The organism is Streptomyces sp. NPDC031466, assembly GCF_055581265.1.
The window spans coordinates 80826-105735 of record NZ_JBVIJT010000009.1 but is presented as its reverse complement, the minus strand read 5'-3'; the positions used below and the strand labels follow the sequence as shown (position 1 = coordinate 105735).

Sequence of the window (24910 nt, the reverse complement as noted above, 5' to 3'; positions counted from 1 at the left end):
CCCCGGCATCGACGATGCCGGGGCAGTGAAAAGAGTGGGTGCGCTTCCGCGTCAGCCGACGACCTTCTTCAGAGCGTCGCCGAGCGCGTCGGCCTCGTCCGGAGTCAGTTCGACGACAAGTCGTCCGCCGCCTTCGAGCGGAACGCGCATGACGATGCCCCGCCCCTCCTTGGTCACCTCGAGCGGGCCGTCGCCCGTCCGCGGCTTCATGGCCGCCATGCTCGTTCCCCTTCCTGAAACCAGCTCATCGCAGCCGACAACCCAGGTGTCACCGGCATCGAACATATTGCTTCCAGGCCATTATCCCGCATCGCGGGACCCGATGACCAACATCGGTCTGCATCGCTTGCGCAACGCGCGCCCGCAAAACCACCCAATTCGGCGATGTGGCTGCGATACTTCGCCGCCCCCCACACCCGACAGAACCGGAATTCTTTGACGCAGGTCACATATCCGGCCTCGTGCCGGACCGTGATGATCTCCGTCATGCTGAGGTCCACGTACTGGACCAGCGGAGGGGACCACCATGGCCGACAGCGTGCTCTACGAGGTGAGCGACGGACTCGCGACGATCACGATCAACCGTCCCGAGGCGATGAACGCCATGAACACGGAGGCCAAGGTCGCCCTGCGGGAGGCCGTGCGGTCGGCCGCCGCGGACGCCGAGGTGCGCGCGGTGCTGCTCACCGCGACCGGGCGCGCCTTCTGCGTGGGCCAGGACCTCAAGGAGCACATCGGCTCCCTCGCGGCCGACCGCGAGGCGGGCACGGGGCAGACCATGAGCACGGTCCGGGAGCACTACAACCCCATCGTGCGGGCGCTGACGGGCATGCCGAAGCCGGTCGTGGCCGGGGTCAACGGCGTCGCGGCCGGCGCGGGGCTCGGTTTCGCGCTCGCCGCCGACTACCGCGTGGTCGCGGACACCGCCAAGTTCAACACCTCCTTCGCCGGGGTCGCCCTGACCGCCGACTCGGGCGTCTCCTGGACGCTGCCGCGCGTGATCGGCCCCGGTCGCGCCGCCGATCTGCTGCTCTTCCCCCGCAACATCACCGCGCAGGAGGCGTTCGACCTGGGCATCGCCAACAAGGTCGTGCCCGCGGCCGATCTCGCCGCCGAGGCCGCGCGGGTGGCCCGCGCCCTGGCCGAGGGGCCGACGCTCGCGTACGCGGCGCTGAAGGAGTCCCTCGCCTACGCGGCCGGCCACTCGCTGGACGAGGCGCTGGACAAGGAGGACGAGCTCCAGGGCAGGGCGGGCGCCTCGCAGGACCACGCGATCGCCGTCGAGGCCTTCATCGCCAAGGAGCAGCCGAAGTACCTGGGGCGCTGAACGTCAGGCGGTCCCGGCCGCCTCGCGGGCCACGCAGTCCGCGAGGTGGTCGTTGACCAGGCCGCAGGCCTGCATCAGGGCGTACGCCGTGGTCGGGCCGACGAAGCGGATGCCGCGCTTCTTGAGGGCCTTGGCCAGGGCGAGGGACTCGTCGGTGATCGCGGGGACGTCACCGAGGGCCTTCGGCGCCTCGCGGGAGGCCGCGTCGGGCGCGTACGACCAGATGAGCGAGTCCAGCTCGCCGGCGGGCCAGTCGGCGAGCACGCGCGCGTTGGCGAGGGTCGCGTCGATCTTGGCGCGGTTGCGGATGATGCCCGGGTCGGCCAGGAGCCGGGCGCGGTCCTCCGCCGTGAACTCCGCGACCGCGGCGATCTTGAAGTCCGCGAAGGCGGCGCGGAAGCCCGCGCGGCGGCGCAGGATGGTGAGCCAGGACAGGCCTGACTGGAAGGCCTCCAGGCAGAGCCTTTCGTAGAGCGCGTCGTCGCCGTGGACGGGGCGGCCCCACTCGTCGTCGTGGTACGCGATGTAGTCCTCGGTGGACAGGCCCCAGGGGCAGCGCAGGCCGCCGTCCGGGCCCGCGAGGGCGCCGCCTTCGATGCTCACTGTCCGCTCTCCCCGTCCTCGACGTCCTGTATGCCCTTGCCGTCCGCCTGGTGGGCGCCTGTGGCCCCGCGCCGCTCGTACCCCTCGAAGAGGGCCGGGCCCGCGACCGCCGTGGCCTGGACGCCCGCCAGGGCCGCCTCCAGCTCGGCGATGCGGGCGTCGCGCTCGGCCAGTTCGGCGCCGAGGCGGCCGAGCACGTCGTCGACCTCGTCCATGTGGTAGCCGCGCAGGGTCGTCGGGAAGCGGACCGCGTCGACGTCGGCCCGGCGCAGCGGCCGGTCGGGAGGCAGCGGATCGGTGAACCGCTCGGGCGCGGCGTCGGGCAGGACGGCGCTCTCGCCGCCGCCGACCACGGCGAGGGTCACCGCGCCGACCACCACGACGAGGGCGATGACCAGGAACAAGAACAAGACCATGCCGTCAGGCCCTCACACTCGACTGCCCGTGCTGAAACTGTGCGGCTCCGATCGTGCCATGCGCCTGTGACAGTTAAGGTCGCAGGCGGCCGAACCGCGGCACGGACCCACCAGCGACAAGGACCCAGGAGGGCCACAGGGCATGCTCAGGCTTGGCAGGCGCGAGTTCGACGCGCACGAGCCGGTGATCATGGCGATCGTCAACCGGACCCCGGACTCCTTCTACGACCAAGGGGCCACGTTCCGCGACGAGCCCGCGCTGGCCCGGGTGGAGCAGGCGGTCGCCGAGGGCGCGGCCATCATCGACATCGGCGGGGTCAAGGCGGGCCCCGGCGAGGAAGTGACGGCCGAGGAGGAGGCGCGGCGCACGGTGGGCTTCGTCGCCGAGGTGCGCAGGAGGTTCCCCGACGTGGTGATCAGCGTCGACACCTGGCGGCACGACGTCGGCGAGGCGGTCTGCGAGGCCGGCGCCGATCTGCTCAACGACGCCTGGGGCGGCGTCGACCCGCGGCTGGCGGAGGTCGCCGCGCGGTACGGCGTGGGCCTGGTGTGCACGCACGCGGGCGGTGCCGAACCGCGGACGAGGCCGCACCGCGTCGCGTACGACGACGTGATGGCCGACATCCTGCGCGTGACGGTGGGCCTCGCCGAGCGCGCGGTCGGCCTCGGCGTGCCGCGCGAGTCGGTCCTGATCGACCCGGGGCACGACTTCGGCAAGAACACCCGGCACAGCCTGGAGGCCACCCGCAGGCTCGGCGAGATGGTGGAGACGGGCTGGCCGGTGCTGGTGTCGCTGTCCAACAAGGACTTCGTGGGCGAGACGCTGGACAAGCCGGTCAAGGAGCGGGTGATCGGCACCCTGGCGACGACGGCGGTCTCGGCGTGGCTGGGCGCGCAGGTCTACCGCGTGCACGAGGTCGCGGAGACGAGGCAGGTACTCGACATGGTGGCGACGATCGCGGGGCACCGGCCCCCGGCGGTCGCCCGTCGGGGGTTGGCCTGAGCAACCGGGCCCGCCCCCAGAGGCCGGACGGAGTCCGGCACAGCCGTGCGAAGCCCGGGAGACGCCCCGGGCGCCGAGCGGTGCGAGGGCGGCACGAAGAAACGGTCATGGTGGCGACGATCGCGGGGCACCGGCCCCCGGCGGTCGCCCGTCGGGGGTTGGCCTCAGGTGTCTATGCGGGCGCTCTGCGCCTACTTGCCGACTTCCTTGGTGACCAGGGAGATCGCCTCTTCCACGTCGTCCGTGACGTGGAAGAGGAGCAGGTCGGCCTCGGAGGCCTTGCCCTGGGCGATGACCGTGTTCTTCAGCCAGTCGAGCAGGCCGCTCCAGTACCCCGTGCCGAACAGGACGATCGGGAAGCGCGTGACCTTGCGGGTCTGGACGAGGGTGAGCGCCTCGAACAGCTCGTCCAGGGTGCCGAGGCCGCCGGGCAGCACCACGAACCCTTGCGCGTACTTCACGAACATCGTCTTGCGGACGAAGAAGTAGCGGAAGTTCACGCCGATGTCGACGTAGGGGTTCAGGCCCTGCTCGAAGGGCAGCTCGATGCCGAGGCCGACCGAGGTGCCCTTCGCCTCGACGGCGCCCTGGTTGGCCGCCTGCATCGCGCCGGGCCCGCCGCCCGTGATGACCGCGAACCCGGCCTCCACGAGCGCCTTGCCGATCTCGACCCCCGCCGCGTACTCCGGCGAGTCCATCGGGGTGCGTGCCGAGCCGAAGACGCTGATGGCGGGCGGGAGTTCGGCAAGGGTGCCGAAGCCCTCGATGAACTCCGACTGGATGCGCAGGACCCGCCAGGGGTCGGTGTGCACCCACTCGGAGGGGCCGTCGGAGTCGAGGAGACGCTGATCGGTGGTGCCTGCCTGGACCTTGTCGCGGCGGCGCAGCACCGGGCCCAGCCGCTGCTCCTCGGGACGCTTCCCGGCAGCGGGGGTCCCTCGGTCCGTGCCGGCGTCGGGGTTGGTCATCGTCTGCTCCCTCCATGCGTGCGTGACCCACAGGGTAGGTCCACGCGGGTTACGCCCGAGGGACCTGCGGATGTCCGGCACCGGGAGGGTGCCCCGGTGGCCCCGGGGCCGGGCTAGGCCGTCAGCCAGGCCCGCAGCCGTTCCTCCGCCTCCGGGACGCGCGAGGCCTTGACGCGTTCGTCGACCTTGTGGGCGAGCAGCGGGTCGCCGGGGCCGAAGTTCACCGCGGGTACGCCGAGCGCGCTGAACCGGGAGACGTCCGTCCAGCCGAACTTGGGGCGGGCCTCGCCGCCGACGGCCGCCAGGAACGCGGCGGCGGCGGGGTGGGTGAGGCCGGGGCGGGCCGGGCCCGTGTGGTCGTCGACGACGAACTCGTCGACGCCGCAGTCGGCGAAGTACTCGCGCACGAAGGCGAGGGCGTCCTCCTCGCTGCGGTCGGGGGCGTAGCGGAAGTTGACGGTGACGGTGCACTCGTCGGGGATGACGTTGGTGGCGACGCCGCCCTCGACGCGGACGGCGTTGAGGCCCTCGTGGAACTGGAGGCCGTCGACGAACGGCCTGCGGGGCTCGTACGCGGCGAGCTTGTCCAGGATCGGGGTGGCGGCGTGGATGGCGTTGGAGCCCATCCACGCGCGCGCGGAGTGCGCCCGTACGCCCCTGGTCCTCAGCAGGACGCGCAGGGTGCCCTGGCAGCCGCCCTCGACCTGGCCGTCGGTGGGCTCCAGGAGGACCGCGAAGTCGCCGGCCAGCCAGTCGGGGTGGGCCTCGGCGACATGGCCGAGGCCGTTGAGGTGGGCGGCGACCTCCTCGTTGTCGTAGAAGACGAAGGTGAGGTCGCGGTTGGGCTCGGTCACCGTCCGGGCGATGCGCAGCTGGACGGCGACGCCCGACTTCATGTCGCAGGTGCCGCAGCCCCACAGGACGCCGTCCTCGTCGAGGCGGGAGGGCACGTTGTCCGCGATCGGCACCGTGTCGATGTGCCCGGCGAGGACGACCCGCTCGGCGCGGCCGAGGTGCGTGCGGGCCACGACGTTGTTGCCGTGCCGGTCGACGGTGAGGTGCGAAAGGCCGCGCAGGGCCGTCTCGATGGCGTCGGCGAGGTCCTTCTCCGAGCCACTCGGGGACGGGAAGTCGACGAGCCGGGCGGTCAGCTCGGCGGCGTCCAGCGTGAGGTCAAGCGGGGTCTGGGACATGCGCACGACCCTAACGCCGCGGGGCGGGCGGGCCGGTCGGCGGACTCCAGTACCTTGGTCGCGTGCCTGAGCCACCCCTCTTCGCGCGGCGCGGCCGTCTCCGCCGTCTGGCGGCCGCGGTCCTCGTGCTGTGCGCCGTCGCGGGCTATGTGGCGGTGCAGTACGTGTACGGCGGCAAGCCGCCGGCGCGGTGCCGGGTGGTGTCGGCCCACGACGACGGCGCGGCGTACGAGTTCACCGCGGAGCAGGCGGGCAACGCCGCGACGGTCGCCGCCGTCGGCACCTCGCGCGGCATGCCCGAGCGGGCCGTGACGATCGCGTTGGCGACCGCCCTCCAGGAGTCGGGGCTGCGCAACATCCGCCACGGCGACCGGGATTCGCTCGGCCTCTTCCAGCAGCGCCCCACGCAGGGCTGGGGCGACGAGCGCCAGATCATGGACCCGGCGTACTCGGCGGCCCGTTTCTACGAGCATCTCGCCGACGTCCCCGGCTATTCGCGGCTGCCGCTCACGGTGGCCGCCCAGCGCGTGCAGCGCAGCGGCTATCCGCAGGCGTACGCCAAGCACGAGCCGGACGCCGTGCTGCTCGCCGCCGCGCTCACCGGCCGCGCGCCCGCCTCCTTCAGCTGCGAGGGACGCCCGGGCGCGGTCCCCGGCGGCCCGGCGCGGGTGCGGGCGGCGCTCGCCCGCGACTTCGGGCGCGGGGTGCGGACCGAGGGCCGGGGGCGGACGGTGACGGTTCCGGTGCCCACCACGGCCGCGGCCGACGGCAGGGCACCGCGGCGCGGCTGGGAGCTGGCGCACTGGGCGGTGGCGCAGGCCTCCGCGCTGCGCGTCGAGCGCGTCTCGTACGGCGGGCGGGAGTGGGTCGCCGCGGAGTCGGGGACGTGGCGCAGGGTGCGCGGGGACGGCGCGGCGGGGCCGGGCCGTGCCTCCGGCGAGGTGCGCATCGTCACCGGGCAGTAGTACGCCACGTCACCCGTTCGGGGGGCGGCGATCATCGCGGCGCGCCGGGTCCGCCGGCCTCTCCGCCGCCTGCGCGGGCCCCTGCCCGATCCCTTGGGAACGAAGAGGATGAAGGATTCGGCAGCGCACCTCGGCCGCGATCCGTTTGCCCGTTTTTATCCAGAGCCGATAATGCGACGTATTGCCAACTCTTTACGTCCGCGCACCGCAACCTTCCCGGGCTTCGAGCGGTAGTCACGGCGTCCGATCGCCGGAAGCCATCCGGTGGGGCGCCGGAGCCGATCCGGCTGGACATCCAACGTTCTCTCCCGTCTGAAGGAGCACCATGTCCCTCCCCCTGACCCGCCGGATCGCCCGCGCCGCGCTGCTCAGCGCCGCAGGTGCAGCTTCCGTGGTCGGTGCGGCCGGCTCCGCGAGCGCCGTTGGCCTGCCCGCCTCCCCCGACCTGGGCGGCTTGACCGCGCTGGACGGCGCCGGTCTGGGCAACACCGTCGACGGCGCCGCCCAGAACACCACCAAGACCGCCGGGGACACCGGCGGCAAGGCCGTGAAGAAGGCCGTCCCGGCCGCGGGCAAGGTCGTCGGCAAGGGCGCCAAGACCGCCGCCCCGGCCGCGCAGAAGGCCGCCGGCGACGTCGCGGGCAGCGCGGGCGAGGTGCTCGGCGACACGGCGGGCACCGCCACCAAGGGCGGCCTGCCCACCGACGCCGTGAGCAAGGGCGGTCTGCCCACTGACGCGGTGAGCAAGGGCGGCCTGCCCACCAGCGGTCTGCCCACCGCCGGCCTGCCGACCCAGGGCCTGCCGCTCGGCTGATCGCCCGGCACCCGCACGCGGGCCCGGAGCCGGTGGCTCCGGGCCCGCGTCATGTCCGGGCGCGGCTCACGCCAGGCGCTGGACCGCCGCCGCCACCCGCTCGTCCGTCGCCGTCAGCGCCACGCGCACGAAGCGCTCGCCCGCCGGCCCGTAGAAGTCGCCGGGCGCCACCAGGATGCCGAGCCCCGCGAGATGTCCGACGGTCTCCCAGCAGGACTCCTCGCGCGTGGCCCACAGGTACAGGCTCGCCTCGCTGTGCTCGATGCGGAAGCCGTGCCCCAGCAGGGCGTCCCGCAGAGCGGCGCGCCGGGCCGCGTACCGCTCGCGCTGCTCGCGCACGTGCTGGTCGTCGCCGAGGGCCGCGACGACGGCCGCCTGGGTCGGCGCGGAGGTCATCATGCCGCCGTGCTTGCGGATCTGCAGCAGGTCGCCGAGGACGGCCGCGTCACCGGCGACGAACGCGGCGCGGTAGCCCGCGAGGTTCGACCGCTTGGACAGGGAGTGGACGGCGACGATCCCCTCGTAGGAGCCGCCGCACACGTCCGGGTGCAGGACCGAGACCGGGTCGGCCTCCCAGCCCAGTTCCAGGTAGCACTCGTCGCTGACGAGCAGCACGCCGTGCTCGCGCGCCCAGGCGACGGTGCGGGTCAGCTCCTCGCGGGTGAGGACGCGGCCGGTCGGGTTCGAGGGCGAGTTGAGCCACAGGAGCCGCAGGTTGGTGGGGTCGAGGTCCGTCGGCTCGTCGTAGGCGACGTACTCCGCCCTGGCCAGCCGCGCGCCCACCTCGTACGTCGGGTAGGCGAGGCGCGGGTAGGCGACGACGTCGCCCGGGCCGAGGCCCAGCTGGGTCGGGAGCCAGGCGACGAGTTCCTTGGAGCCGACGACCGGCAGGACCTCGCGGTGCGTGATGCCCCGTGCGCCCAGGCGGCGTTCGCACCAGCCGGTGAGCGCGTCGCGCAGTTCGGGGGTGCCCCACACCGTCGGGTAGCCCGGCGAGTCGGCGGCGGCGACCAGGGCCTTTTGGATCAGCTCGGGGACCGGGTCGACCGGTGTGCCGACCGACAGGTCGACGATGCCGTCCGGGTGCGCGGCCGCGGTGGCCTTGTAGGGCTCCAGCTTGTCCCAGGGGAAGGCGGGAAGCCGATCGGAGACTGCGGACACGTGCTCACTCCCGTGGTGCGCTTGTTTCGTGGGGGCGGCCCGCGGCGCCGCGGTGGAAATGCCTCGGTCCCGTACGGCAGGACATGCCGTACGGGACCGGGGCGGCGCTCAGGCTGCCGTTCTTACTGGTTCTGCGGCGGCAGTGCGGCGATGAAGGGGTGGTCGCGCTCGATCAGACCGAGCTTGCTTGCGCCACCGGGCGAACCGAGCTCGTCGAAGAACTCGACGTTCGCCTTGTAGTAGTCCTTCCACTCCTCGGGAGTGTCGTCCTCGTAGAAGATCGCCTCGACCGGGCAGACCGGTTCGCAGGCTCCGCAGTCGACGCATTCGTCCGGGTGGATGTACAAGGACCGGGAGCCCTCGTAAATGCAGTCGACCGGGCACTCCTCGATGCACGCCTTGTCCTTGACGTCGACACAAGGCTGCGCGATGACGTAGGTCACGCTGTCGTTCCTCCTCGATACGGGCGTTGGCGGGCCGTCCTCAGGCTCCGCTCGCCTGGCGCGCGGGAGCGCGGCGTCGTCGATGCCCGCCCCTAGTATCTCCGTTCCCGGGCAAGATCCGAACAGGAGGGGCGTACAGAGCTGTGGAATTCACTGCGGGCGGACGGCTTGAGGTCCGCATCACCCCTGCTGACGTGGGCAAAAGGGTATCGGTAAGACGCTTGAGGGAAGCGGGTTCACCGGGCGGCGGGTTCACCGACACGGTCGGTGTTCTCACATCGTGGAACGATGGTGTGGTGCTCATCACACGACGGACGGGCGAAAGCGTGCGGATCGCGGAGGACACCCTGGTCGCGGCGAAGGTCGTGCCGGCGGCGCCTGCCCGCAGACGGGGGCCCGCCGCCTCGTACGCGGAACTGGCGCGGGTCTGCGCGCGGGCCTGGCAGCCGCCGGAGAGCGAGCGGCTCGGCGACTGGGAGCTGCGGGCCGCCGGCGGCTTCACGCGGCGCGCCAACTCGGTGCTGCCGCTGGGCGATCCGGGACGGCCGCTGGACGAGGCGCTGGCGTACGTACGGCAGTGGTACGCGGCGCGCGGCCTGCCCGCCTATGTGCAGACCGCGACGGGCGCCGAGGGCACGCAGGAGCTGCTCTGCGCGGAGCTGGAGGCGCGCGGCTGGGCGCGCGAGGTGAGCGCGGAGCTGCGCGTCGGCGCCCTGGCGCCGGTCGCGGATCTGGACGCGGACGTGTCGCGCGTAGAGCTGTCCCGCTCGTGCGACGAGGCGTGGCTGCGGCGGTACGGGCGGGCCGGGGACGTGGCATCCCATGTGTCCGAGGTGCTGGCGAGCGGGCCGTCGGTGTGGTTCGCTTCCGTGCCCGGGAGCGGTGATGGCCCGGCCGCCATCGGGCGGTGCGTGGTGGACGGGCGCTGGGCGGGCTTCATGGCGGTCGAGGTGGACCCGGAGCACCGGCGGCGGGGACTCGCCACCGCGGTGATGACCGCGCTGGCCCGGCAGGCCCTGCTGGACGGCGCGTCGGCGGCCTGGCTCCAGGTCGAGGACGGCAACGGCGGCGCGCGGGCGCTGTACGACCGGATGGGCTTCGCGGCACATCACACCTACCACCACTACCGGCACGACGGTCCCTGAGGCGGCGGCCCCGGCGGGGCGGCGCACGGCACGGAAAGCAGCCCGGCGAGGGCATGAGACACGAGGCACGTATGCACGCGGAGTCCGGCGAATGGCGGCGGCGGTTCGCCGAAGAGGCACGGTCCGAACGGCCCGGACTCGCCCTGCTGTGCCTGCTGATCGGCGCGGAGGCCGACCCTTCCCTGGACGAGGCGGGCATCGACGCCGCTGAGATCGAGCTGGACCGGCTCGCGGGCCTGCTGCCGTTCCGTCCCGGCGGGCCGCGCGCGTGGGCGGCCGCGATGGCCGAACTCCTCGGCGGGCAGTGCGGCTTCGAGGGGACGCCGGGCGACTACCAGCGCCTGGAGTCCTCCCTCCTGCACCAGGTGCTCCGGCGCCGCAGGGGCCTGCCGATCCTGCTCTCCGTGGTGTGGATGGAGGTGGCGCGGCGCGCGGGCGCCCCGGTCTACGGGGTGGCGCTGCCGGGGCACTTCGTGGTCGGCTTCGGGCCGCGCGACGAACAGGTGCTCGCCGATCCGTTCGACGGCGGGCGGCTGCTGACCGGGCAGGACGCGGAGCTCTTGGTGGCCGGGACCGCGGGTACCGGCATCCAGCCGTCGATGCTGACGCCCGCCGACCCGCTGAACATCGTGCAGCGCATCCTGAACAACATCCGCGCCTGGGCCGCCGCGCGCCCCGAGCGCTCCGAGGTCGCCCTGTGGGCCCTGGACCTCTCCCTGCTGCTGCCCGCGCACCCCGCGCGCCTGCGTTACGAGCGGGCCCAACTCCTCGTGCAGCGCGGCGACTTCCTCGGCGGTGCGGCGGAGCTGGACGAGTACGCCGACGTCGTGACGGCGGTGGAGCCGACCACGGCGGAACGGGTGCGCCAGCAGGCGCGGGCCGCGCGGGCGATGCTGAACTGAGCGGCGGGGCCGCCCCTCAGAGCCAGCCCTTGTCGCGGGCGGCCCTGACGGCCTCCGCGCGGTTGCGGACGGCGAGCTTCTGGATGGCCATGGACAGGTAGTTGCGGACGGTGCCCTGCGACAGGTGCAGGGCACGGGCCAGCTCGGCGTTGGTGGCGCCGTCGGCCGCCGCGCGCAGCACCTCGCGCTCGCGGTCCGTCAGCGGGTTCGCGCCGCCCGCGAGGGCCGCCGCCGCCAGCGTGGGGTCGATGACCCGCTCCCCCGCCAGGACCTTGCGCACCGCCGCGGCGAGCTGGGCGGCGGGGGCGTCCTTGACCAGGAACGCGGCGGCGCCCGCCTCCATGGCGCTGCGCAGATAGCCGGGGCGCCCGAAGGTGGTGAGCACGACGATCTTCGTGGCGGGGCACGCGGCGCGCAGCTCGGCCGCCGCCTCGATGCCCGTGAGCCCGGGCATCTCGATGTCGAGCAGCGCCACGTCCACGGCATGCGCGCGTGCCGCCGCGAGCACCTCGTCGCCGCGGGCGACCTGGGCGACCACCTCGATGTCCGGCTCCAGGCCGAGCAGGGCCGCGAGGGCCTCGCGGACCATCGACTGGTCCTCGGCCAGCAGCACCCTGATCACACCGCTCGTCCCCGCCGCCACGCCGTTGCCGTCCTCGCCGCTCATGCGGGCGATCCTACGGCCGTGGAGGTCAGCGGCACGCGGGCCGCCAGTCGGAAGCCGCGGCGGGGCGCGGGGCCGGTCTCCAGGGTGCCGCCGACGGCCGTCACGCGCTCGGCGAGGCCGGTCAGCCCGTTGCCGGCGACCGTGCCCGGGCCGCCGCCCGTGCCGTCGTCCTCGACGGACAGTTCCAGGAGCGGCCCGGCCAGGGTCTGGCGGGCCGTGAACGCCACCGTGCAGTGCCGGGCGCCGCTGTGCCGCACGACGTTGGTGACGGCCTCCCGCAGCGCCCAGGCGAGCGCCGTCTCGCCCGTCTCGTCCGGCAGTTCGGCGGGCCCCTGGAGCGGCACGTCGGCCTCGATGCCGGCGGCGGCCAGCGCCGTGCGGGCGCCCGCCAGTTCGCCGGCCAGGGTGCGCCTGCGGTAACCGGAGACGGCCTCGCGGACGTCCACCAGGGCCTGTCGGCTGACCTGTTCGATGTCGGCCACCTGCTGGGCCGCCTTGTCGGGCTGGTCGGGGAGCATCCGCCCGGCCAGCTCGCTCTTGAGCGTGATCAGGGAGAGCGAGTGCCCGAGCAGGTCGTGCAGGTCCCTGGCCAGCCGCAGCCGCTCCTCGTTGGCGGCGAGCTGGGCGACGGTGGCCCGTGCCTGGCGCAGCTGGATCGTCGTACGGACCAACTGGCGTACGCCGCTCATCGCGAAGCCGACGAGGAGGCTGAGCACGGCGAGGTTGCCGAGGAGGTCCTGGAGGCTGTCCGTGCGCAGGCCCACCGCGATCATCGTCGCCGTCACCGCGGGGATGATCCAGCCCGCGTACCGCATCGGGAGCACCGCGCCGGCGGAGACCGAGACGTACACGAACAGCCCGAGCCAGTCGCTGCCGAAGGCGAACGCGAGGACCACGGCGAGGGCGAGTTGCACCGCGAACGACACCTGCACCGCACGCCAGTCGAGCACCCTCACGGTGTACCGGAAGACCAACGAGAGGTAGCACGCCACGAAGGCCGCCAGGCCCAGTGAGCCGAGCGCCGTGGCCACGGCGGAGCGCTCGGTCACCACGAGGTCGTGCACCGGGCCGGCCAGGAAGACGAGCCAGATGCCGATCCACAGCGACTTGACGAGGATCTGCCGGCGGTCGAGGACGGGCCGGCCGAAGACGTGCAGCGGGTGGGCCTCTTCGAGGAGCGGGTCGTGCGCGTCGCGGGCGCGGGGAGCCTTGCTCACGCCTTCAGTGTGTCCTTCCGGTACAGCCACGCCGCGCCGCCCGCGAACAGCAGGAAGTAGGCGACCAGCAGGGTGACGTCCTTCGCGTGCGGGGCGTCGCCCAGTTCGATGGCCTGCCCGAGGGCAGCGTACGCGTGGGTGGGCAGCCAGGACGCCACGTCCCGCAGCCACCCCGGGAAGGTCGTCGTGGGCATCCACAGGCCGCCGAGCAGGGAGAGCCCGAAGTAGACGATCATCGTGAGGGGGCGGACCGCGTCGCCGGACGCCAGGTAGCCGATGGCCACGCCGAGCGCCGCGAAGCAGAGGCTGCCCGCCCAGATCGCGCCGGTCAGCGCCAGCCACTGCCAGGCTGCGAAGCGGACGTCCTTGAAGGCGGCGGCGACGGCGAACACCACGAGGATGGACGGCAGGCTGACCACCGCCGCGCTCGCCGTCTTCGCCAGGACGTAACCGCGCCCGGGGAGCGTCGTCAGGCGCAGCTGGCGCACCCAGCCGCTCTCCCGTTCCTTGGCGATGCGCTCGCTGTTGCCCATCAGTACGGCGGTCAGGGCGCCGAAGGACGCCATCGAGACCATCATGAACGCGGGGACGGAGAGCCCCGAGCCGGGCACCTCGTCGGAGCCGCCCTGGGTGCCCGCCACGATCAGGAAGAGCACCGAGGGGTACATCACGGAGAAGAACAGGAACTTGCGGTTGCGCAGGGCGCGGACGATCTCCAGCTTGATCAGTCCGCGCGAGGCGAGTGCGTTGGTCATCGGGTCCTGGCCTCCTCGGCCTCGGTGATCGCCACGAAGGCCTGCTCCAGGCCGAGCCCGGCGACTTCGAGGTTGCGGGGGTAGGCGCCGAGCCCGTACAGGGCGTGCACGGTGGCGTCGGCGTCGGCGGACTGGAGCCGGACCGTGCGGCCCGAGACGTCCAGCGACGTCAGGAAGGGCAGTTCGCGAAGTCGTCCGGTCAGCGCCTCGTCGGTCTCGGCGAGGTCGAAGGAGACCTTGCGGGCGCCCGCCCTCGCCTTGATCTCGGCGGCGGTGCCGTCCGCGAGGAGACGGCCGCGGTGCAGGACCAGGACGCGGTCGGCGATCGCGTCGGCCTCTTCCAGGTAGTGCGTGGCGAACAGGACCGCGCGGCCCTGGTCTGCCTGCTCGCGCATGGTCGCCCAGAACGCCTGGCGGGCGGTCACGTCCATGCCGGTGGTCGGCTCGTCCAGGACGATCAGGTCGTTCGCGCCCGCCGTGGCGAGTGCGAAGCGCACACGCTGCTCCTGGCCGCCGGAGAGCTTGTCGGCCTTGCGGTCGGCGATCTGCGTGATGCCCGCGTCGGCGAGCACGTCGGTGACGCGGCGGGGCCTCGGGTGCAGATCGCAGGCCAGGCGCACCAGCTCGCGCACGGTGACCTCGCCCATCAGGCCGCCGCTCTGCAGCATGGCGCCGACCCGGCCCGCGGTGATCGCCTCGCGCGGCGAGGTGCCGAAGACCCGCACCGTGCCGCTGTCCGGGCGCCGCAGGCCGAGCAGCAGGTCGAGGGTGGTGGACTTGCCCGCGCCGTTCGGCCCGAGCAGCGCCACGGTCTCACCGGGGCGCAGGTCGAGGGTGAGACCGTCCACGGCGCGCATGTCGCCGTAGCTCTTGGTCACCTGGGTGAAGCTCACTGCCGTCATGTGATCCATCGTCGGCGACGGCGGTCGGCGACGGCAGTGTCGTCCGTGCCGGATCCGGGATGACAGATGTCATGCAGAGCTGTCGTCCCGGGCCCGGCGCGGACCTGTGCGTACGGCGGCTAGTCGGCGTTCGTCTCGATCACGCCGATGCGCTCGGCCGGTGTCTTGCCGAGCAGCGCCTTGTTCATGGCGCCCGCCACGTCGGTCGGCTGGACCGGTGTCTTGTCGCCGTTGCCGCGCTGGATGAGGATGCCGTCGAAGATGTTGCCGTACAGCTTCTTCAGCTCCACCAGGTCGTAGTGCGGCTGCAGGCTGCCGTCGTCCACGGCCTTGGCCGACAGGATCTTCGGCAGGGACCTCGCCGGGCCGAAGGGGATCTCCTTGCCGCCCGCCCTGATCGTGACGTTGGCGGACATCGCCGGCTTGGCGAACCGGGTCATGAACTTGTCGACCTCGGCCTTGGAGACCCGCGGGCTGCGGGTGGTGACCGGCACCCGGACCGGTCCGGCGCCGCCCGTCTCGACCTGCTTCTCGTAGGCCTGGGCGACAGCGGTGGTGGACGCCGCGGGGTCGATGCCCTTGCCGACCCTGCCGTAGACGGGGACGGCCTTGCCGGGCAGGAACTTGACCGTGCCCTCCTTGGCCGAGCCCGAGCCGCCCGCGGCGCGCTCCAGGGCGGCCGCCAGCTTCTCCTCGTCGACGGGCATGACCGGCTCGACGACACGCTGGTTGCCGAAGAGCGAGCCGATCACCGAGACGGGGTTGTAGTCGCTGCCCGCGGCCTCGCGGACGGTGGCCTGGCTGTCCAGGGTCAGGCCCGCCTGGTCCGGCTTGAGCGTGACCTGCTCACCGGCCACCGACAGCTTCAGGGGCTTGGCGACGCGCTCGCCGAGGGCGTCGTCCAGCTTCTTGACGGCCTCGTCGCGGGTGCCGCCGCCGATGTCGACGCCGAGCACCGTGGTGCCCTTCGGCACGTCGGCGTGGTTCATCAACAGGCCCGCGCCGTACGCCCCGCAGGCCACCACGACCACGGCGGCCGCGAGGAGGACCAGTTTGTTGCGGCCCTTCTTCTTCGGCTTCGGCGCCGGCTTGGCGGCGGCGGGCGGCACGTCGGAGCGCACCGGGTCGGGCAGCTTGGGCGGGGTGTGCGCCAGCGGCCCGTCGCCCCGCTCCCCGGGCGGGAACGGCGCGTTGTCCTGCGTGGCCGGTACGACGGGGATGCCGCTGGTCAGCGTCTCCCCGGAGACGTTGCCGCCCGGGGCGGGGGCACCCGGTCCGCCGACGGGCGGGCGCGGGCCGCCGGGGGGCGGCGAGAGGGGCCCGCCCTTCTGCGGCGTGAGGATCGCGGTGTCGTCGCTCAGGGCGCCCGAACGCGGCGGGACGCCCGTGGAGTTGCCTGGGCCGGCGGGACCGGCGGGGCGGGAGCCGGGCGTGGTCGGCGCGAGCGGGCCGTCGCCAGTGACGGGGCCGCCGGTCGGGCCCGCGGGGCCCCGGGAGCCCTGGGGGCCGTTCGCGGCGTCCCCCGGGCCCGTGCCCGGGCCGCCGGTGAAGTACGGCAGGTCGCCCTGCGGCGCTCCCGCGCCGAGGGGTCCGGACGCCACGGCGCCGGATACGTCGTAGGAGCCCGAGCCGTCGAACGAGCCCGAGCCGTCGTAGGAGCCCGAGCCGTCGAACGAGCCCGAACCGGAACCGTTCGCCCCTGGGCCGCCGGGGGCGCTCGAACCGCCCGCCGGGGGCGCGCCGTTGCCGGCGCCCGCCGCGCCGCTGTCGCCCCGCGCGGGCTTGCGCGGCGCGAACCAGTCGCTGGTCTTCTCCTCTGCCGTACCGGAACCTGCCCCTCCGCCCTCACCCGGGGCGGACCCGGCACCGGCGTCCGCGCCGGACGAGGCGGAAGCGGAACCGGACGGGAAGTCTCCGCCGCCGGCTCCGGAAGCGGCGCCTCGCGCGGCGTCCGCGTCCCCGGCCGTGTCCCTGGCGCCGGGGGCCCCGGGCGCGGCGTTCGCGTCCTGGGCGCGCGAGGTGTCACCGCGCGAGCCGCCCTCGTCGCCGACGGGCGTCCGCATGACGACCGGTGGGATGGGCCGCGAGCCGGGGATGTTGATCCGGACGCGGGTGGTCAGCGTGGTCTGGGTCTCGGGCTCGTCCGGCCGCTGCTCGGCGGCCTGCCGCCGCCGGCCGTCCGCGCCGCCGTCCGCGGCAGGGCCCTGCGCCGGGGAGCCGTACGGCGGCGTCCCCGAGGGGTATGCGGCTCCACCGCGCCCCTGGGGCCCGGAGGACGAACTGTCAGTTTCACGACTCAAGGCAGGTTCTCCTGGTTGACTCCGCCGCCCGGTCTCGGCCTCGTCCGGGGTCCCCCCGGCCGGAGGATGGGGAGGATCGGCGGCCGCACCACCATACTGGCCGCCGTCGGCACTCTTCCTGTGACCGGCGTCAAACCCGTGCGGAACACGGTCCGAAGTGGTACGTCACTTGCCAAGTCGGGCGGCGCCGCCGCCCGGTTGCGGCCGCCGGCCGAGCGTGGCGCACATCACAGCCACCGCCATACCGCCGAACAGGAAGGCGTACGAGCGCAGGCCCGCGCCGAAGAGGAAGTCCCCCTCCGATCTGGTGGCGGTGAGCAGCATGACGGCGACCAGCCAGCCCGCGGCGGGCGCGACGGCCCCGGCTCTGGTGCCGGCCGCCCGCGCCCCGCCGTAGAAGGCGCCGGCCGCGCCGAGGAGCGCGAGCAGCAACCCGGCGGGGAAGAAGCCGCCTTGGACGAGCGCGCCGGCGGTGCCGACGAGCGCGCCGAGCACGAAGAGAGCGGCGTACGCGGCGAGCCGTCCCGCTCGCAGCGGCTGCGCGAGGAAGCTTCCCGCGGGGGTGGGCGCCGGCGCGGGCGCGGGGCCCGGGGGCGGCGAAGCGGAGCCGGGGGACGACGCACGGGAACGCGTACTCACAGCGAGGTCACCTCGGCCATATCCGTCGTCCTTTCGAGTCCCGCGAACAGATCCGTCTCGCGGTGTCTGCCGTCACCCGACATTTCTCCCCGTACCAGCTCGTAGTACTCCACCTCGAAGAGGGGTTGGGCGAGATCGTTCGAGAGGACGAAGAGAGGCTCGCTCACCGTGATCTGGGTGGCGTGGGCGCGCATGGCCGCCGCCTTGGCCGCCTTGAAGGGGCCGCCGTCGATCTCCGTCGTGATCCGCTCGTCGTCCGTGACGCCCGGCACGTCGGCGACGGCGGCGGGCCGCGTGAACGGCGAGAAGCGCAGCGGGTCCGCCATCCGCCGGAAGCGCTCCTCGGCCACGGAGCGGGGCACGCGGTTCCAGTAGATCTTGGCGATGGTGTGCGGCTCCCCGAGGTCGCGGCGGAAGGCCGGCTCGGCCGCGAGGTCGGCGGCGCGCATGGCGACGCGGTGCGCCTGGATGTGGTCGGGGTGGCCGTAGCCCCCTTCGGGGTCGTACGTGACGAGGACCTGCGGCCGGACCTCGCGGATCACCTCCACGAGGTACGCGGCGGCCTCGTCCGGGTCGGCCGACCAGAAGGCACCGGGCCTCTCGTTCTGCTCGACGCCCATCATCCCGGAGTCGCGGTACCGGCCCGCGCCGCCGAGGAAGCGGTGGTCGGTGACGCCCAGCTCCTTCATGGCGGCGGCCAGTTCCCCGACGCGCCAGGCGCCCAGGGAGTCCTCGCGGTCGGCGGCGAGGTGGGCGAGCCCGGCCGGAATGACCTCGCCCTCCTCGCCCAGCGTGCAGGTCACCAACGTCACATGGGCGCCCTCGGCCGCGTACTTGGCCATGGTCGTGCCATTGTTGATCGACTCGTCGTCGGGGTGCGCGTGCACGAGCAGCAGGCGCCGGGCGGGCGGTTCCGTCATGGGACCACCCTACGAGGACGCCGCGGGACCTTCCCACGAGGACCGCGGGCGCGGGTCAGAACTTGATGTCACCGATCATCCCCGCCACGTTCGTCGTCAGCTCGTTGATCGTCGGGGCGATGGACGAACTCGCCAGGTAGAAGCCGAGCAGCGTGCAGACGACAGCGTGTCCCGCTTTCAGGCCTGACTTCTTGACCAGCAGGAAGACGATGATCGCCAGCAGCACCACCGCCGAAATCGAGAGTGCCACGGCGGTCACCTCCAAGTCGTTGACGAAACCCAGTGCGGACGCCAGCGGGTTCATACCCACCAAGCGCTACGGATCATAACTATCCGTGCGGACGCATGACTCGGAGCACAGCAGCACAGGGGGGCGCATGCGCCCTAGGGTCGGGGGATGACGACCGAGAATCCCGCAATCCACAGGCCCGGCCCGAGCCCTGAGTCAGGGCTCTCCTTTCCCCGGGAACACGCGCGTACGCAGCGGTTCACCCTGGGCGCGCCCCGTGCGTTCACGGTGGCGCCCGACGGATCGCGGGTCGTCTTCCTGCGTTCGTCCTCCGGCACCGATCCCTCGCACCGGCTCTGGGTCCTCGACCTCGCGGACGGCATGGCCGAGCGGCTCGCCGCCGATCCGGGCGTGTTGCTGGGCGGCGCGGCCGAGCGGCTCTCCCCGGCGGAGCGGGCGCGGCGCGAGCGCAGCCGGGAGGGCGGCGCGGGCATCGTGGAGTACGCGACGGACGCAGCGGTGGAGTTGGCGGCGTTCGCGCTGTCGGGCCGGCTCTTCACGGCGGAGCTGCGAACGGGCACGGTGCGTCAACTGCCCGCGCGGGGCCCGGTGATCGACCCGCGCCCCTCACCCGACGGCCGGCATGTCGCGTACGTCTCCGGGGGTGCCCTGCGGGTGACCGGTGCCGACGGCGAGGGCGACCGGGCGCTCGCGGAGCCGGAATCCGGCCACGAGTCGACCGTCACCTACGGCCTCGCGGAGCATGTCGCGGCCGAGTCGATGGCGCGGTACCGGGGCTTTTGGTGGTCACCCGAATCCGACCGGCTGCTCGTCGCGCGGGTCGACGACGCGCCGGTCGGGCGGTGGTGGATCGCGGACCCCGCGCACCCCGACCGGGAGCCCGCCCAGATCGCCTATCCGGCGGCGGGCACGGCCAACGCGGACGTACGTCTGTTCGTTCTCGGGCTGGACGGTTCGCGTACCGAGGTGGTGTGGGACCGTGTCCGGTTCCCGTACCTCGCCCGGGTGCACTGGTCCTCGGACGGCGCCCCGCTGCTCCTGGTGCAGGCCCGCGACCAGCAGAGTCAGCTGTACCTCGCGGTGCGCCCCGAGAACGGTTCGACGCGGATGGTGCACGCCGAGGAGGACGCCGACTGGCTGGAACTCTTCGCCGGGGCGCCCTGCTGGTCGCCCAGCGGCAAGCTGGTGCGGATCGTGGACGAGGGCGGGGCGCGGGTCCTCGCGTGGGGCGAGCGGCCGCTGACGGGGGCCCAGTTGCACGTCCGCGCGGTCCTGGACGTGACCGAGCAGGACATCCTCGTCTCCGCGTCGGCGGGCGAGGCCGCGGCCGATCCGGGCATCGGCGAGGTGCACGTCTACCGCGTCAACGAACTGGGTGTGGAACGCCTGTCGCGGGAACCCGGGGTGCACTCGGCGGTCCGCGCGGGCGGTGTCACCGTACTGGTTTCGGCCACTTTGGACCGTCCCGGCGCGGCGGTCCGCGTGCTGCGCGACGGCAAGCAGGTGGCCACCGTCGCCTCGCACGCCCGGCGCCCGGGGCTCACGCCGCGCGTGACGCTCACCGAAGGGGGCACGCGCCGCGTTCCGTGCGCCGTCCTGCTCCCCACGGATTACCAGGCGGCGGACGGGCCGCTTCCGGTACTTCTCGATCCGTACGGCGGTCCGCACGGTCAGCGCGTCCAGCGTGCGCAGAACGTCTTCTTGACCTCGCAGTGGTTCGCCGACCAGGGTTTCGCGGTGATCGTGGCGGACGGGCGCGGCATGCGGGGCCGCTCCCCCGCCTGGGAGAAGTCGATCAAAAATGACCTGACGCTCACGCTCGACGACCAGGTCCACGCGCTGCACGCCCTCGCGGCGAGCGGCGAATACCCCCTGGACCTGGACCGGGTGGCGATCCGCGGCTGGTCCTACGGCGGCTACCTCGCGGCGATGGCCGTGCTGCGCCGCCCCGACGTGTTCCACGCGGCGGTGGTCGGCGCCCCGGTGACGGATCTGCGGCTGTACGACACGCACTACGAGGAGCGGTACCTGGGGGATCCGACCCGGGCCCCGCAGACGTACCGCCACAACTCCCTGGTCTGGGACGACGGTCTGGTGGAGGCGGTCGAGCCGCACCGTCCGATGCTGATCGTGCACGGTCTCGCCGACGACAACGTGGTGGTGGCGCACTCCCTGCGGCTGTCCTCGGCCCTGCTCGCCGCGGGCCGCCCGCACGAGGTCCTGCCCCTGTCGGGCGTCACGCACATGACGCCGCAGGAGCAGGTCGCGGAGAACCTGCTGCTGTTCCAGGCCGACTTCCTGAAGCGGTCGCTGAACCTGGCCTGAGCGGGCCGCGGCGCTACGGCACGACCTGCTTCTCCTCGGCGAAGTGACAGGCAGAGTCGTGCGCCGCGGGCCCGGCCGCGTACCGGAACTCCGCGGGTACCGCGAGCGCCGGCACCTCGAGGGCGCACCGCTCCCGCGCCTTCCAGCAGCGGGTGCGGAAGCGGCAGCCCGAGGGCGGGTTGGCGGGTGAGGGCACGTCGCCGCTGAGGATGATCCGCTCCCGGTGCTCGCGCGCCGCGGGGTCGGGGACCGGCACGGCGGAGAGCAGGGCCTGGGTGTAGGGGTGCGTCGGATGTTCGTAGATCTGTTCGTCGGTGCCGATCTCGACGATCCGCCCGAGGTACATGACGCCGACCCGGTCGGAGATGTGCCGCACGATCGACAGGTCGTGGGCGATGAAGACGTAGCTGAGGTCGAACTCGTCCTGGAGCTGGTCGAGGAGGTTGATGACCTGGGCCTGGACGGAGACGTCGAGGGCGGAGACGGGCTCGTCGGCGACGATGACCTCGGGCCGCAGCGCGAGGCCGCGCGCGATGCCGATGCGCTGGCGCTGACCGCCGGAGAACTGGTGCGGGTAGCGGTTGATGTACTCGGGGTTGAGCCCGACCACGTCGAGGAGTTCCTGGACCTTCTGGCGGCGCGAGCCCTTGGGGGCGACCTCGGGGTGGATCTCGTAGGGCTCCCCGATGATGTCGCCGACGGTCATCCGCGGGTTCAGCGAGGTGTACGGGTCCTGGAAGACCATCTGGATGTTGCGGCGCACCGCCTTCAGGGCCCGGCCCGAGAGCCTGGTGATGTCCTCGCCCTTGTAGCGGATCTCGCCCGCGGTGGGCCGCTCCAGGTTGACGAGCATCTTGGCGACCGTCGACTTGCCGCAGCCGGACTCCCCGACGATGCCGAGCGTCTCGCCCCGCGTGAGGTCGAAGTCGACGCCGTCCACGGCCTTGACCGCGCCGATCTGCTTGCGGATGAGCACGCCCTGGGTCAGGGGGTAGTGCTTGACCAGGCCGCGCACCTGGAGGATCGGTTCGTGCCCGGGGTCAGCGTGCGGCATCGAGCGTCTCCTTCCAGAAGTGGCAGGCGCTCCCGCGCTCGGCGACGAGGCCCTCGTACGTCACGCGCGCGAGCGGCGGTTCCTCGGTGACGCAGATGTCCTGGGCCATGGGGCAGCGCGGGTGGAAGGCGCAGCCGGGCGGGATGCGCGTGAGGTTCGGCGGCAGGCCCTTGATCGCGTAGAGGGCGCGGCCCTTCTGGTCCAGGCGCGGGATGGATTCGAGGAGGCCGCGGGTGTACGGGTGGGCGGGCGCCCGGTAGATCTCGTGGACGGGGGCCTTCTCGACGATGCGGCCCGCGTACATCACGGCGATGGTGTCGGCGACGTCGGCGACGACACCGAGGTCGTGGGTGATGAGGATCAGGCCCATGCGCATCTCGCGCTGCAGTTCGGCGAGGAGGTCCATGACCTGGGCCTGCACGGTGACGTCGAGGGCGGTGGTCGGCTCGTCCGCGATGATGAGGGAGGGCTCCAGGGCCATCGCCATGGCGATCATGATGCGCTGGCGCATGCCGCCGCTGAACTGGTGCGGGTACTGGCCGACGCGTTCGCGGGCGGCGGGGATGCGCACCCGGTCCATCAGCTCGACCGCCTTGGCCCTGGCGTCCTTGCGGGACATGCCCCGGTGGACGACGAACATCTCGCCGAGCTGTTCGCCGACGCTCAGCACCGGGTTCAGCGACGACAGCGCGTCCTGGAAGATCATCGCCATGCCGGCGCCGCGGATCCCCCGGCGCTCGTCCTCCTTGAGCTTCAGCAGGTCCCTGCCCTGGAAGAGGATCTCGCCCTTGGTGATCCTGCCGGGGGGCGTGTCGAGGATGCCCATGACGGCCTGGGCGGTCACGGACTTGCCGGAGCCCGACTCGCCGAGCACGGCCAGCGTCTCGCCCTCGCGGACGGCGTAGTCCACGCCGTTGACGGCCTTGGCGACGCCGTCCCTGGTCCGGAACTCCACGTGCAGGTCGCGCACGTCGAGCAGGGTGGGCGCCGCCCCGGCGGGGGCCGCGAAGGCCTCGGATGCCTCGGTTGCCATGGGCGCCTACCTCAGCTTCGGGTCGAGGGCGTCGCGCACCGCGTCGCCGAGCATGATGAACGCGAGCACGGTGACCGCCAGCGCGCCGGCCGGCCAGAGCAGCATGTGCGGGGCGTTGCGGATGTACAGGGAGGCGGCCGAGATGTCGATGCCCCAGCTCACCGTCGGCGGCTTGAGCCCGACGCCCAGGTAGGAGAGCGTCGCCTCGAGCGCGATGAACGTACCCAGCGCGATGGTCGCGACGACGATGACGGGGGCGACGGCGTTCGGCGCGATGTGGCGCAGCAGCATCCGGGTGTGGGAGGCGCCGAGGGCCCGCGCCGCCTGGACGTAGTCGTTCTGCTTGGCGGTGATCACGGAGCCGCGGGCGATGCGGGAGATCTGCGGCCAGCCGAGCAGCACCATGAAGCCGACCACGGGCCACACGGTGGAGCTGGTGACCACGGACAGGAGCACCAGGCCGCCGAGGACGACGGGGATGGCGAAGAAGACGTCGGTGAGGCGGGAGAGGATCGCGTCCCACATCCCGCCGAAGAAGCCGGCGAGGCCGCCGAGGACGCTGCCGAGGAGGGCGACGCCGAGCGTGGCGCACACGCCGACGGTGACGGAGACCCGGGTGCCGTACACGACGCGGGTGTAGACGTCGCAGCCCTGCTCGTTGAACCCGAAGGGGTGGCCGGGCGAGGAGCCCTTCTGGGCGTTGGCGAGGTCGCAGGCCAGCGGGTTGCCGGTGGCGATGAGCGAGGGCCACAGCGAGACGACGACGAGGAAGACGATGATCAGGCCCGAGACGAGGAAGACGGGGTTGCGGCGCAGGTCGCGCCAGGCGTCCGACCACAGGCTGCGCGCGGGCGCCGAGGGGCCGCCGCCGTCGGGCCCGGCGGGGGTCCTGTCCAGCGAGGTCGCCTCGCTCGCGGCGAGGTCCATGGCGCCGCCCGCCCCGGTCGCCGCGATGGCGCGCTCCGGCTGATGCGGCTCAGGCATAGCGGATCCTCGGGTCGAGTACGGCGTACAGGAGGTCGACGATGAGGTTGGCCAGCAGGAAGACCAGGACGAGGACGGTCACGAAGCCGACGACGGTCTGGGTGCTCTGGCGCAGGATGCCCTGGTAGAGCTGGAAGCCGACGCCGTGGATGTTGAAGATCCGCTCGGTGACGATGGCGCCGCCCATCAGCGCGCCGACGTCCGTGCCGATGAAGGTGACGACGGGGATGAGCGAGTTGCGCAGCAGGTGCCGGGTGATGACGCGGCGCCGGGGCAGGCCCTTGGCGATGGCGGTGCGGACGTAGTCGGCGCGCCGGTTCTCGGCGATGGAGGTGCGGGTCAGGCGGGTGACGTACGCCAGGGAGACCGAGGCGAGGACGAGGCCGGGGATCAGGAGTTCGTCGAAGGGCGCCTCGCTGGAGACGGAGGGTTTCATGACGCCCCACTTGACGCCGAGCAGGAGTTGCAGCAGCAGGCCGGTGACGAAGGTCGGCACGGAGATCACCACCAGCGTCAGGAGCAGCACGCCGGTGTCGATCGGGCGCCCGCGCCGCAGCCCGGTGAGCACGCCCAGCGAGATGCCGATGACGATCTCGAAGACGATGGCGACGACGGTCAGGCGGATGGTGACCGGGAAGGCGGCCGACATCAGCTCGGTGACCTTCTGGCCGTTGAAGGCGGTGCCGAAGTCGCCGGTGAAGACGTTGCCCATGTAGGTGAGGTACTGCTGCCACACCGGTTTATCGAGTCCGAACTCCTTCTTCAGCCGGGCGGCCGTCGCGGCGTCGCACTTGCGGTCCCCGCACAGGCCCGCGACGGGGTCGCCCATCACGTTCACCATCAGGAAGATCAGCAGTGTGGCGCCCACGAAGACCGGGATCATCTGGAGCAGACGCCGGATCACATAACGTCCCATGGCCGCTC

27 protein-coding genes are annotated in these 24910 nt (G+C 72.9%); 7 read left to right on the top strand and 20 right to left on the bottom strand.

Going from position 1 to position 24910, the window contains the following annotated elements; genetic code table 11:
• Positions 1–51: 51 nt before the first annotated feature.
• The gene (locus ACZ5GP_RS23025; protein WP_003966491.1) at positions 52–219 is read right to left on the bottom strand and encodes a DUF3117 domain-containing protein; all 168 of its coding nucleotides are present in this window, start codon (positions 217–219) and stop codon (positions 52–54) included.
• The gene (locus tag ACZ5GP_RS23020) at positions 207–488 is read right to left on the bottom strand and encodes a hypothetical protein (RefSeq protein WP_468752626.1); all 282 of its coding nucleotides are present in this window, start codon (positions 486–488) and stop codon (positions 207–209) included. Before ACZ5GP_RS23020 ends, ACZ5GP_RS23025 begins: the two co-directional genes overlap by 13 nt.
• Before the next feature lie 38 nt (positions 489–526).
• Here ACZ5GP_RS23020 and chcB point away from each other — a divergent pair, with 38 nt between their 5' ends.
• Positions 527–1327 carry a 2-cyclohexenylcarbonyl CoA isomerase gene (gene chcB / locus ACZ5GP_RS23015; RefSeq protein ID WP_468752625.1) on the top strand — a complete coding sequence of 267 codons (801 nt, stop codon included), beginning with the start codon at positions 527–529 and terminating at the stop codon, positions 1325–1327.
• A 3-nt stretch (positions 1328–1330) separates the two neighbouring features.
• Here the strand turns inward: chcB and ACZ5GP_RS23010 are convergent, their stop codons facing one another.
• Positions 1331–1924: a DNA-3-methyladenine glycosylase I gene (locus ACZ5GP_RS23010; RefSeq protein WP_468752868.1), complete on the bottom strand. Its 594-nt coding sequence runs from the start codon at positions 1922–1924 to the stop codon at positions 1331–1333.
• Between the two features lie 2 nt (positions 1925–1926).
• The gene (locus tag ACZ5GP_RS23005; protein WP_468752624.1) at positions 1927–2346 is read right to left on the bottom strand and encodes a DivIVA domain-containing protein; all 420 of its coding nucleotides are present in this window, start codon (positions 2344–2346) and stop codon (positions 1927–1929) included.
• 142 nt (positions 2347–2488) lie between these two features.
• Between ACZ5GP_RS23005 and folP the strand changes: the two genes are divergently transcribed.
• Entirely contained in the window at positions 2489–3349 is an 861-nt protein-coding gene (gene folP, locus ACZ5GP_RS23000) for a dihydropteroate synthase (protein WP_468752623.1), read from the top strand.
• 191 nt (positions 3350–3540) lie between these two features.
• On the opposite strand, the gene ACZ5GP_RS22995 is transcribed toward folP, so the two are convergent.
• Together ACZ5GP_RS22995 and dapE are read right to left on the bottom strand one after the other, a co-directional pair.
• A complete protein-coding gene (locus tag ACZ5GP_RS22995) occupies positions 3541–4317 on the bottom strand; it encodes an LOG family protein (protein WP_468752622.1) in 777 nt (258 codons plus the stop codon).
• A gap of 113 nt (positions 4318–4430) precedes the next feature.
• Complete coding sequence (gene dapE / locus ACZ5GP_RS22990; protein WP_468752621.1) at positions 4431–5510, bottom strand: succinyl-diaminopimelate desuccinylase; 1080 nt, start codon at positions 5508–5510, stop codon at positions 4431–4433.
• Positions 5511–5572: 62 nt separating this feature from the next.
• On the opposite strand from dapE, the gene ACZ5GP_RS22985 reads away from it, so the two are divergent.
• Positions 5573–6475, top strand: a complete 903-nt coding sequence (locus ACZ5GP_RS22985) for a heavy metal transporter (RefSeq protein ID WP_468752620.1) — start codon at positions 5573–5575, stop codon at positions 6473–6475.
• A 325-nt stretch (positions 6476–6800) separates the two neighbouring features.
• Positions 6801–7289: an ATP-binding protein gene (locus ACZ5GP_RS22980; RefSeq protein WP_468752619.1), complete on the top strand. Its 489-nt coding sequence runs from the start codon at positions 6801–6803 to the stop codon at positions 7287–7289.
• A gap of 66 nt (positions 7290–7355) precedes the next feature.
• Here ACZ5GP_RS22980 and ACZ5GP_RS22975 read toward each other — a convergent pair whose 3' ends face one another.
• Both ACZ5GP_RS22975 and fdxA read right to left on the bottom strand, forming a co-directional pair.
• Positions 7356–8450 carry a bifunctional succinyldiaminopimelate transaminase/glutamate-prephenate aminotransferase gene (locus ACZ5GP_RS22975; RefSeq protein ID WP_468752618.1) on the bottom strand — a complete coding sequence of 365 codons (1095 nt, stop codon included), beginning with the start codon at positions 8448–8450 and terminating at the stop codon, positions 7356–7358.
• A gap of 122 nt (positions 8451–8572) precedes the next feature.
• Positions 8573–8893: a ferredoxin gene (gene fdxA, locus ACZ5GP_RS22970; protein WP_018089397.1), complete on the bottom strand. Its 321-nt coding sequence runs from the start codon at positions 8891–8893 to the stop codon at positions 8573–8575.
• A 143-nt stretch (positions 8894–9036) separates the two neighbouring features.
• Between fdxA and ACZ5GP_RS22965 the strand changes: the two genes are divergently transcribed.
• Both ACZ5GP_RS22965 and ACZ5GP_RS22960 read left to right on the top strand, forming a co-directional pair.
• Positions 9037–10038, top strand: a complete 1002-nt coding sequence (locus ACZ5GP_RS22965; protein ID WP_468752617.1) for a GNAT family N-acetyltransferase — start codon at positions 9037–9039, stop codon at positions 10036–10038.
• Positions 10039–10091: 53 nt separating this feature from the next.
• Complete coding sequence (locus tag ACZ5GP_RS22960) at positions 10092–10940, top strand: transglutaminase-like domain-containing protein (RefSeq protein ID WP_358590529.1); 849 nt, start codon at positions 10092–10094, stop codon at positions 10938–10940.
• A gap of 16 nt (positions 10941–10956) precedes the next feature.
• Here ACZ5GP_RS22960 and ACZ5GP_RS22955 read toward each other — a convergent pair whose 3' ends face one another.
• The 8 genes from ACZ5GP_RS22955 to ACZ5GP_RS22920 form a co-directional block, all read right to left on the bottom strand.
• Positions 10957–11607, bottom strand: coding sequence for a response regulator (locus tag ACZ5GP_RS22955; protein ID WP_468752616.1), 651 nt, complete (start codon positions 11605–11607; stop codon positions 10957–10959).
• On the bottom strand, positions 11604–12764 hold the full coding sequence (locus ACZ5GP_RS22950; RefSeq protein ID WP_468752867.1) for a sensor histidine kinase: 1161 nt from the start codon (positions 12762–12764) through the stop codon (positions 11604–11606). Before ACZ5GP_RS22950 ends, ACZ5GP_RS22955 begins: the two co-directional genes overlap by 4 nt.
• A 56-nt stretch (positions 12765–12820) precedes the next feature.
• Positions 12821–13579, bottom strand: coding sequence for an ABC transporter permease (locus ACZ5GP_RS22945; protein WP_468752615.1), 759 nt, complete (start codon positions 13577–13579; stop codon positions 12821–12823).
• The gene (locus ACZ5GP_RS22940; protein WP_468752614.1) at positions 13576–14490 is read right to left on the bottom strand and encodes an ABC transporter ATP-binding protein; all 915 of its coding nucleotides are present in this window, start codon (positions 14488–14490) and stop codon (positions 13576–13578) included. Before ACZ5GP_RS22940 ends, ACZ5GP_RS22945 begins: the two co-directional genes overlap by 4 nt.
• A 110-nt stretch (positions 14491–14600) precedes the next feature.
• Positions 14601–16781, bottom strand: coding sequence for a hypothetical protein (locus tag ACZ5GP_RS22935; RefSeq protein ID WP_468752613.1), 2181 nt, complete (start codon positions 16779–16781; stop codon positions 14601–14603).
• A gap of 165 nt (positions 16782–16946) precedes the next feature.
• The gene (locus ACZ5GP_RS22930) at positions 16947–17315 is read right to left on the bottom strand and encodes a DUF6113 family protein (protein ID WP_468752866.1); all 369 of its coding nucleotides are present in this window, start codon (positions 17313–17315) and stop codon (positions 16947–16949) included.
• 101 nt (positions 17316–17416) lie between these two features.
• Positions 17417–18340 carry an N-acetyl-1-D-myo-inositol-2-amino-2-deoxy-alpha-D-glucopyranoside deacetylase gene (mshB, locus tag ACZ5GP_RS22925; RefSeq protein WP_468752612.1) on the bottom strand — a complete coding sequence of 308 codons (924 nt, stop codon included), beginning with the start codon at positions 18338–18340 and terminating at the stop codon, positions 17417–17419.
• Positions 18341–18395: 55 nt separating this feature from the next.
• Positions 18396–18590, bottom strand: a complete 195-nt coding sequence (locus tag ACZ5GP_RS22920) for an SH2 domain-containing protein (protein ID WP_358583875.1) — start codon at positions 18588–18590, stop codon at positions 18396–18398.
• Between the two features lie 147 nt (positions 18591–18737).
• Here ACZ5GP_RS22920 and ACZ5GP_RS22915 point away from each other — a divergent pair, with 147 nt between their 5' ends.
• Positions 18738–20915 carry a prolyl oligopeptidase family serine peptidase gene (locus tag ACZ5GP_RS22915; RefSeq protein WP_468752611.1) on the top strand — a complete coding sequence of 726 codons (2178 nt, stop codon included), beginning with the start codon at positions 18738–18740 and terminating at the stop codon, positions 20913–20915.
• Between the two features lie 13 nt (positions 20916–20928).
• Here the strand turns inward: ACZ5GP_RS22915 and ACZ5GP_RS22910 are convergent, their stop codons facing one another.
• The 4 genes from ACZ5GP_RS22910 to ACZ5GP_RS22895 are packed head-to-tail and all read right to left on the bottom strand — an operon-like array spanning position 20929 to position 24902.
• Complete coding sequence (locus ACZ5GP_RS22910) at positions 20929–21969, bottom strand: ABC transporter ATP-binding protein (RefSeq protein ID WP_468752610.1); 1041 nt, start codon at positions 21967–21969, stop codon at positions 20929–20931.
• The gene (locus tag ACZ5GP_RS22905; protein ID WP_468752609.1) at positions 21956–23002 is read right to left on the bottom strand and encodes an ABC transporter ATP-binding protein; all 1047 of its coding nucleotides are present in this window, start codon (positions 23000–23002) and stop codon (positions 21956–21958) included. The genes ACZ5GP_RS22910 and ACZ5GP_RS22905 overlap by 14 nt, the downstream gene beginning before the upstream one ends.
• Before the next feature lie 6 nt (positions 23003–23008).
• Positions 23009–23986: an ABC transporter permease gene (locus tag ACZ5GP_RS22900; protein WP_468752608.1), complete on the bottom strand. Its 978-nt coding sequence runs from the start codon at positions 23984–23986 to the stop codon at positions 23009–23011.
• The gene (locus ACZ5GP_RS22895; protein WP_468752607.1) at positions 23979–24902 is read right to left on the bottom strand and encodes an ABC transporter permease; all 924 of its coding nucleotides are present in this window, start codon (positions 24900–24902) and stop codon (positions 23979–23981) included. Before ACZ5GP_RS22895 ends, ACZ5GP_RS22900 begins: the two co-directional genes overlap by 8 nt.
• Positions 24903–24910 lie beyond the last annotated feature (8 nt).

Coding starts and splice junctions, on each gene's coding strand:
- ACZ5GP_RS23025 (WP_003966491.1), bottom strand. CDS start 219: ATGGCGGCCATGAAGCCGCGGACGGGCGACGGCCCGCTCGAGGTGACC.
- ACZ5GP_RS23020 (WP_468752626.1), bottom strand. CDS start 488: ATGACGGAGATCATCACGGTCCGGCACGAGGCCGGATATGTGACCTGC.
- chcB (WP_468752625.1), top strand. CDS start 527: ATGGCCGACAGCGTGCTCTACGAGGTGAGCGACGGACTCGCGACGATC.
- ACZ5GP_RS23005 (WP_468752624.1), bottom strand. CDS start 2,346: ATGGTCTTGTTCTTGTTCCTGGTCATCGCCCTCGTCGTGGTGGTCGGC.
- folP (WP_468752623.1), top strand. CDS start 2,489: ATGCTCAGGCTTGGCAGGCGCGAGTTCGACGCGCACGAGCCGGTGATC.
- ACZ5GP_RS22995 (WP_468752622.1), bottom strand. CDS start 4,317: ATGACCAACCCCGACGCCGGCACGGACCGAGGGACCCCCGCTGCCGGG.
- dapE (WP_468752621.1), bottom strand. CDS start 5,510: ATGTCCCAGACCCCGCTTGACCTCACGCTGGACGCCGCCGAGCTGACC.
- ACZ5GP_RS22980 (WP_468752619.1), top strand. CDS start 6,801: ATGTCCCTCCCCCTGACCCGCCGGATCGCCCGCGCCGCGCTGCTCAGC.
- ACZ5GP_RS22960 (WP_358590529.1), top strand. CDS start 10,092: ATGAGACACGAGGCACGTATGCACGCGGAGTCCGGCGAATGGCGGCGG.
- ACZ5GP_RS22955 (WP_468752616.1), bottom strand. CDS start 11,607: ATGAGCGGCGAGGACGGCAACGGCGTGGCGGCGGGGACGAGCGGTGTG.
- ACZ5GP_RS22945 (WP_468752615.1), bottom strand. CDS start 13,579: ATGACCAACGCACTCGCCTCGCGCGGACTGATCAAGCTGGAGATCGTC.
- ACZ5GP_RS22940 (WP_468752614.1), bottom strand. CDS start 14,490: ATGGATCACATGACGGCAGTGAGCTTCACCCAGGTGACCAAGAGCTAC.
- mshB (WP_468752612.1), bottom strand. CDS start 18,340: ATGACGGAACCGCCCGCCCGGCGCCTGCTGCTCGTGCACGCGCACCCC.
- ACZ5GP_RS22915 (WP_468752611.1), top strand. CDS start 18,738: ATGACGACCGAGAATCCCGCAATCCACAGGCCCGGCCCGAGCCCTGAG.
- ACZ5GP_RS22910 (WP_468752610.1), bottom strand. CDS start 21,969: ATGCCGCACGCTGACCCCGGGCACGAACCGATCCTCCAGGTGCGCGGC.
- ACZ5GP_RS22905 (WP_468752609.1), bottom strand. CDS start 23,002: ATGGCAACCGAGGCATCCGAGGCCTTCGCGGCCCCCGCCGGGGCGGCG.
- ACZ5GP_RS22900 (WP_468752608.1), bottom strand. CDS start 23,986: ATGCCTGAGCCGCATCAGCCGGAGCGCGCCATCGCGGCGACCGGGGCG.
- ACZ5GP_RS22895 (WP_468752607.1), bottom strand. CDS start 24,902: ATGGGACGTTATGTGATCCGGCGTCTGCTCCAGATGATCCCGGTCTTC.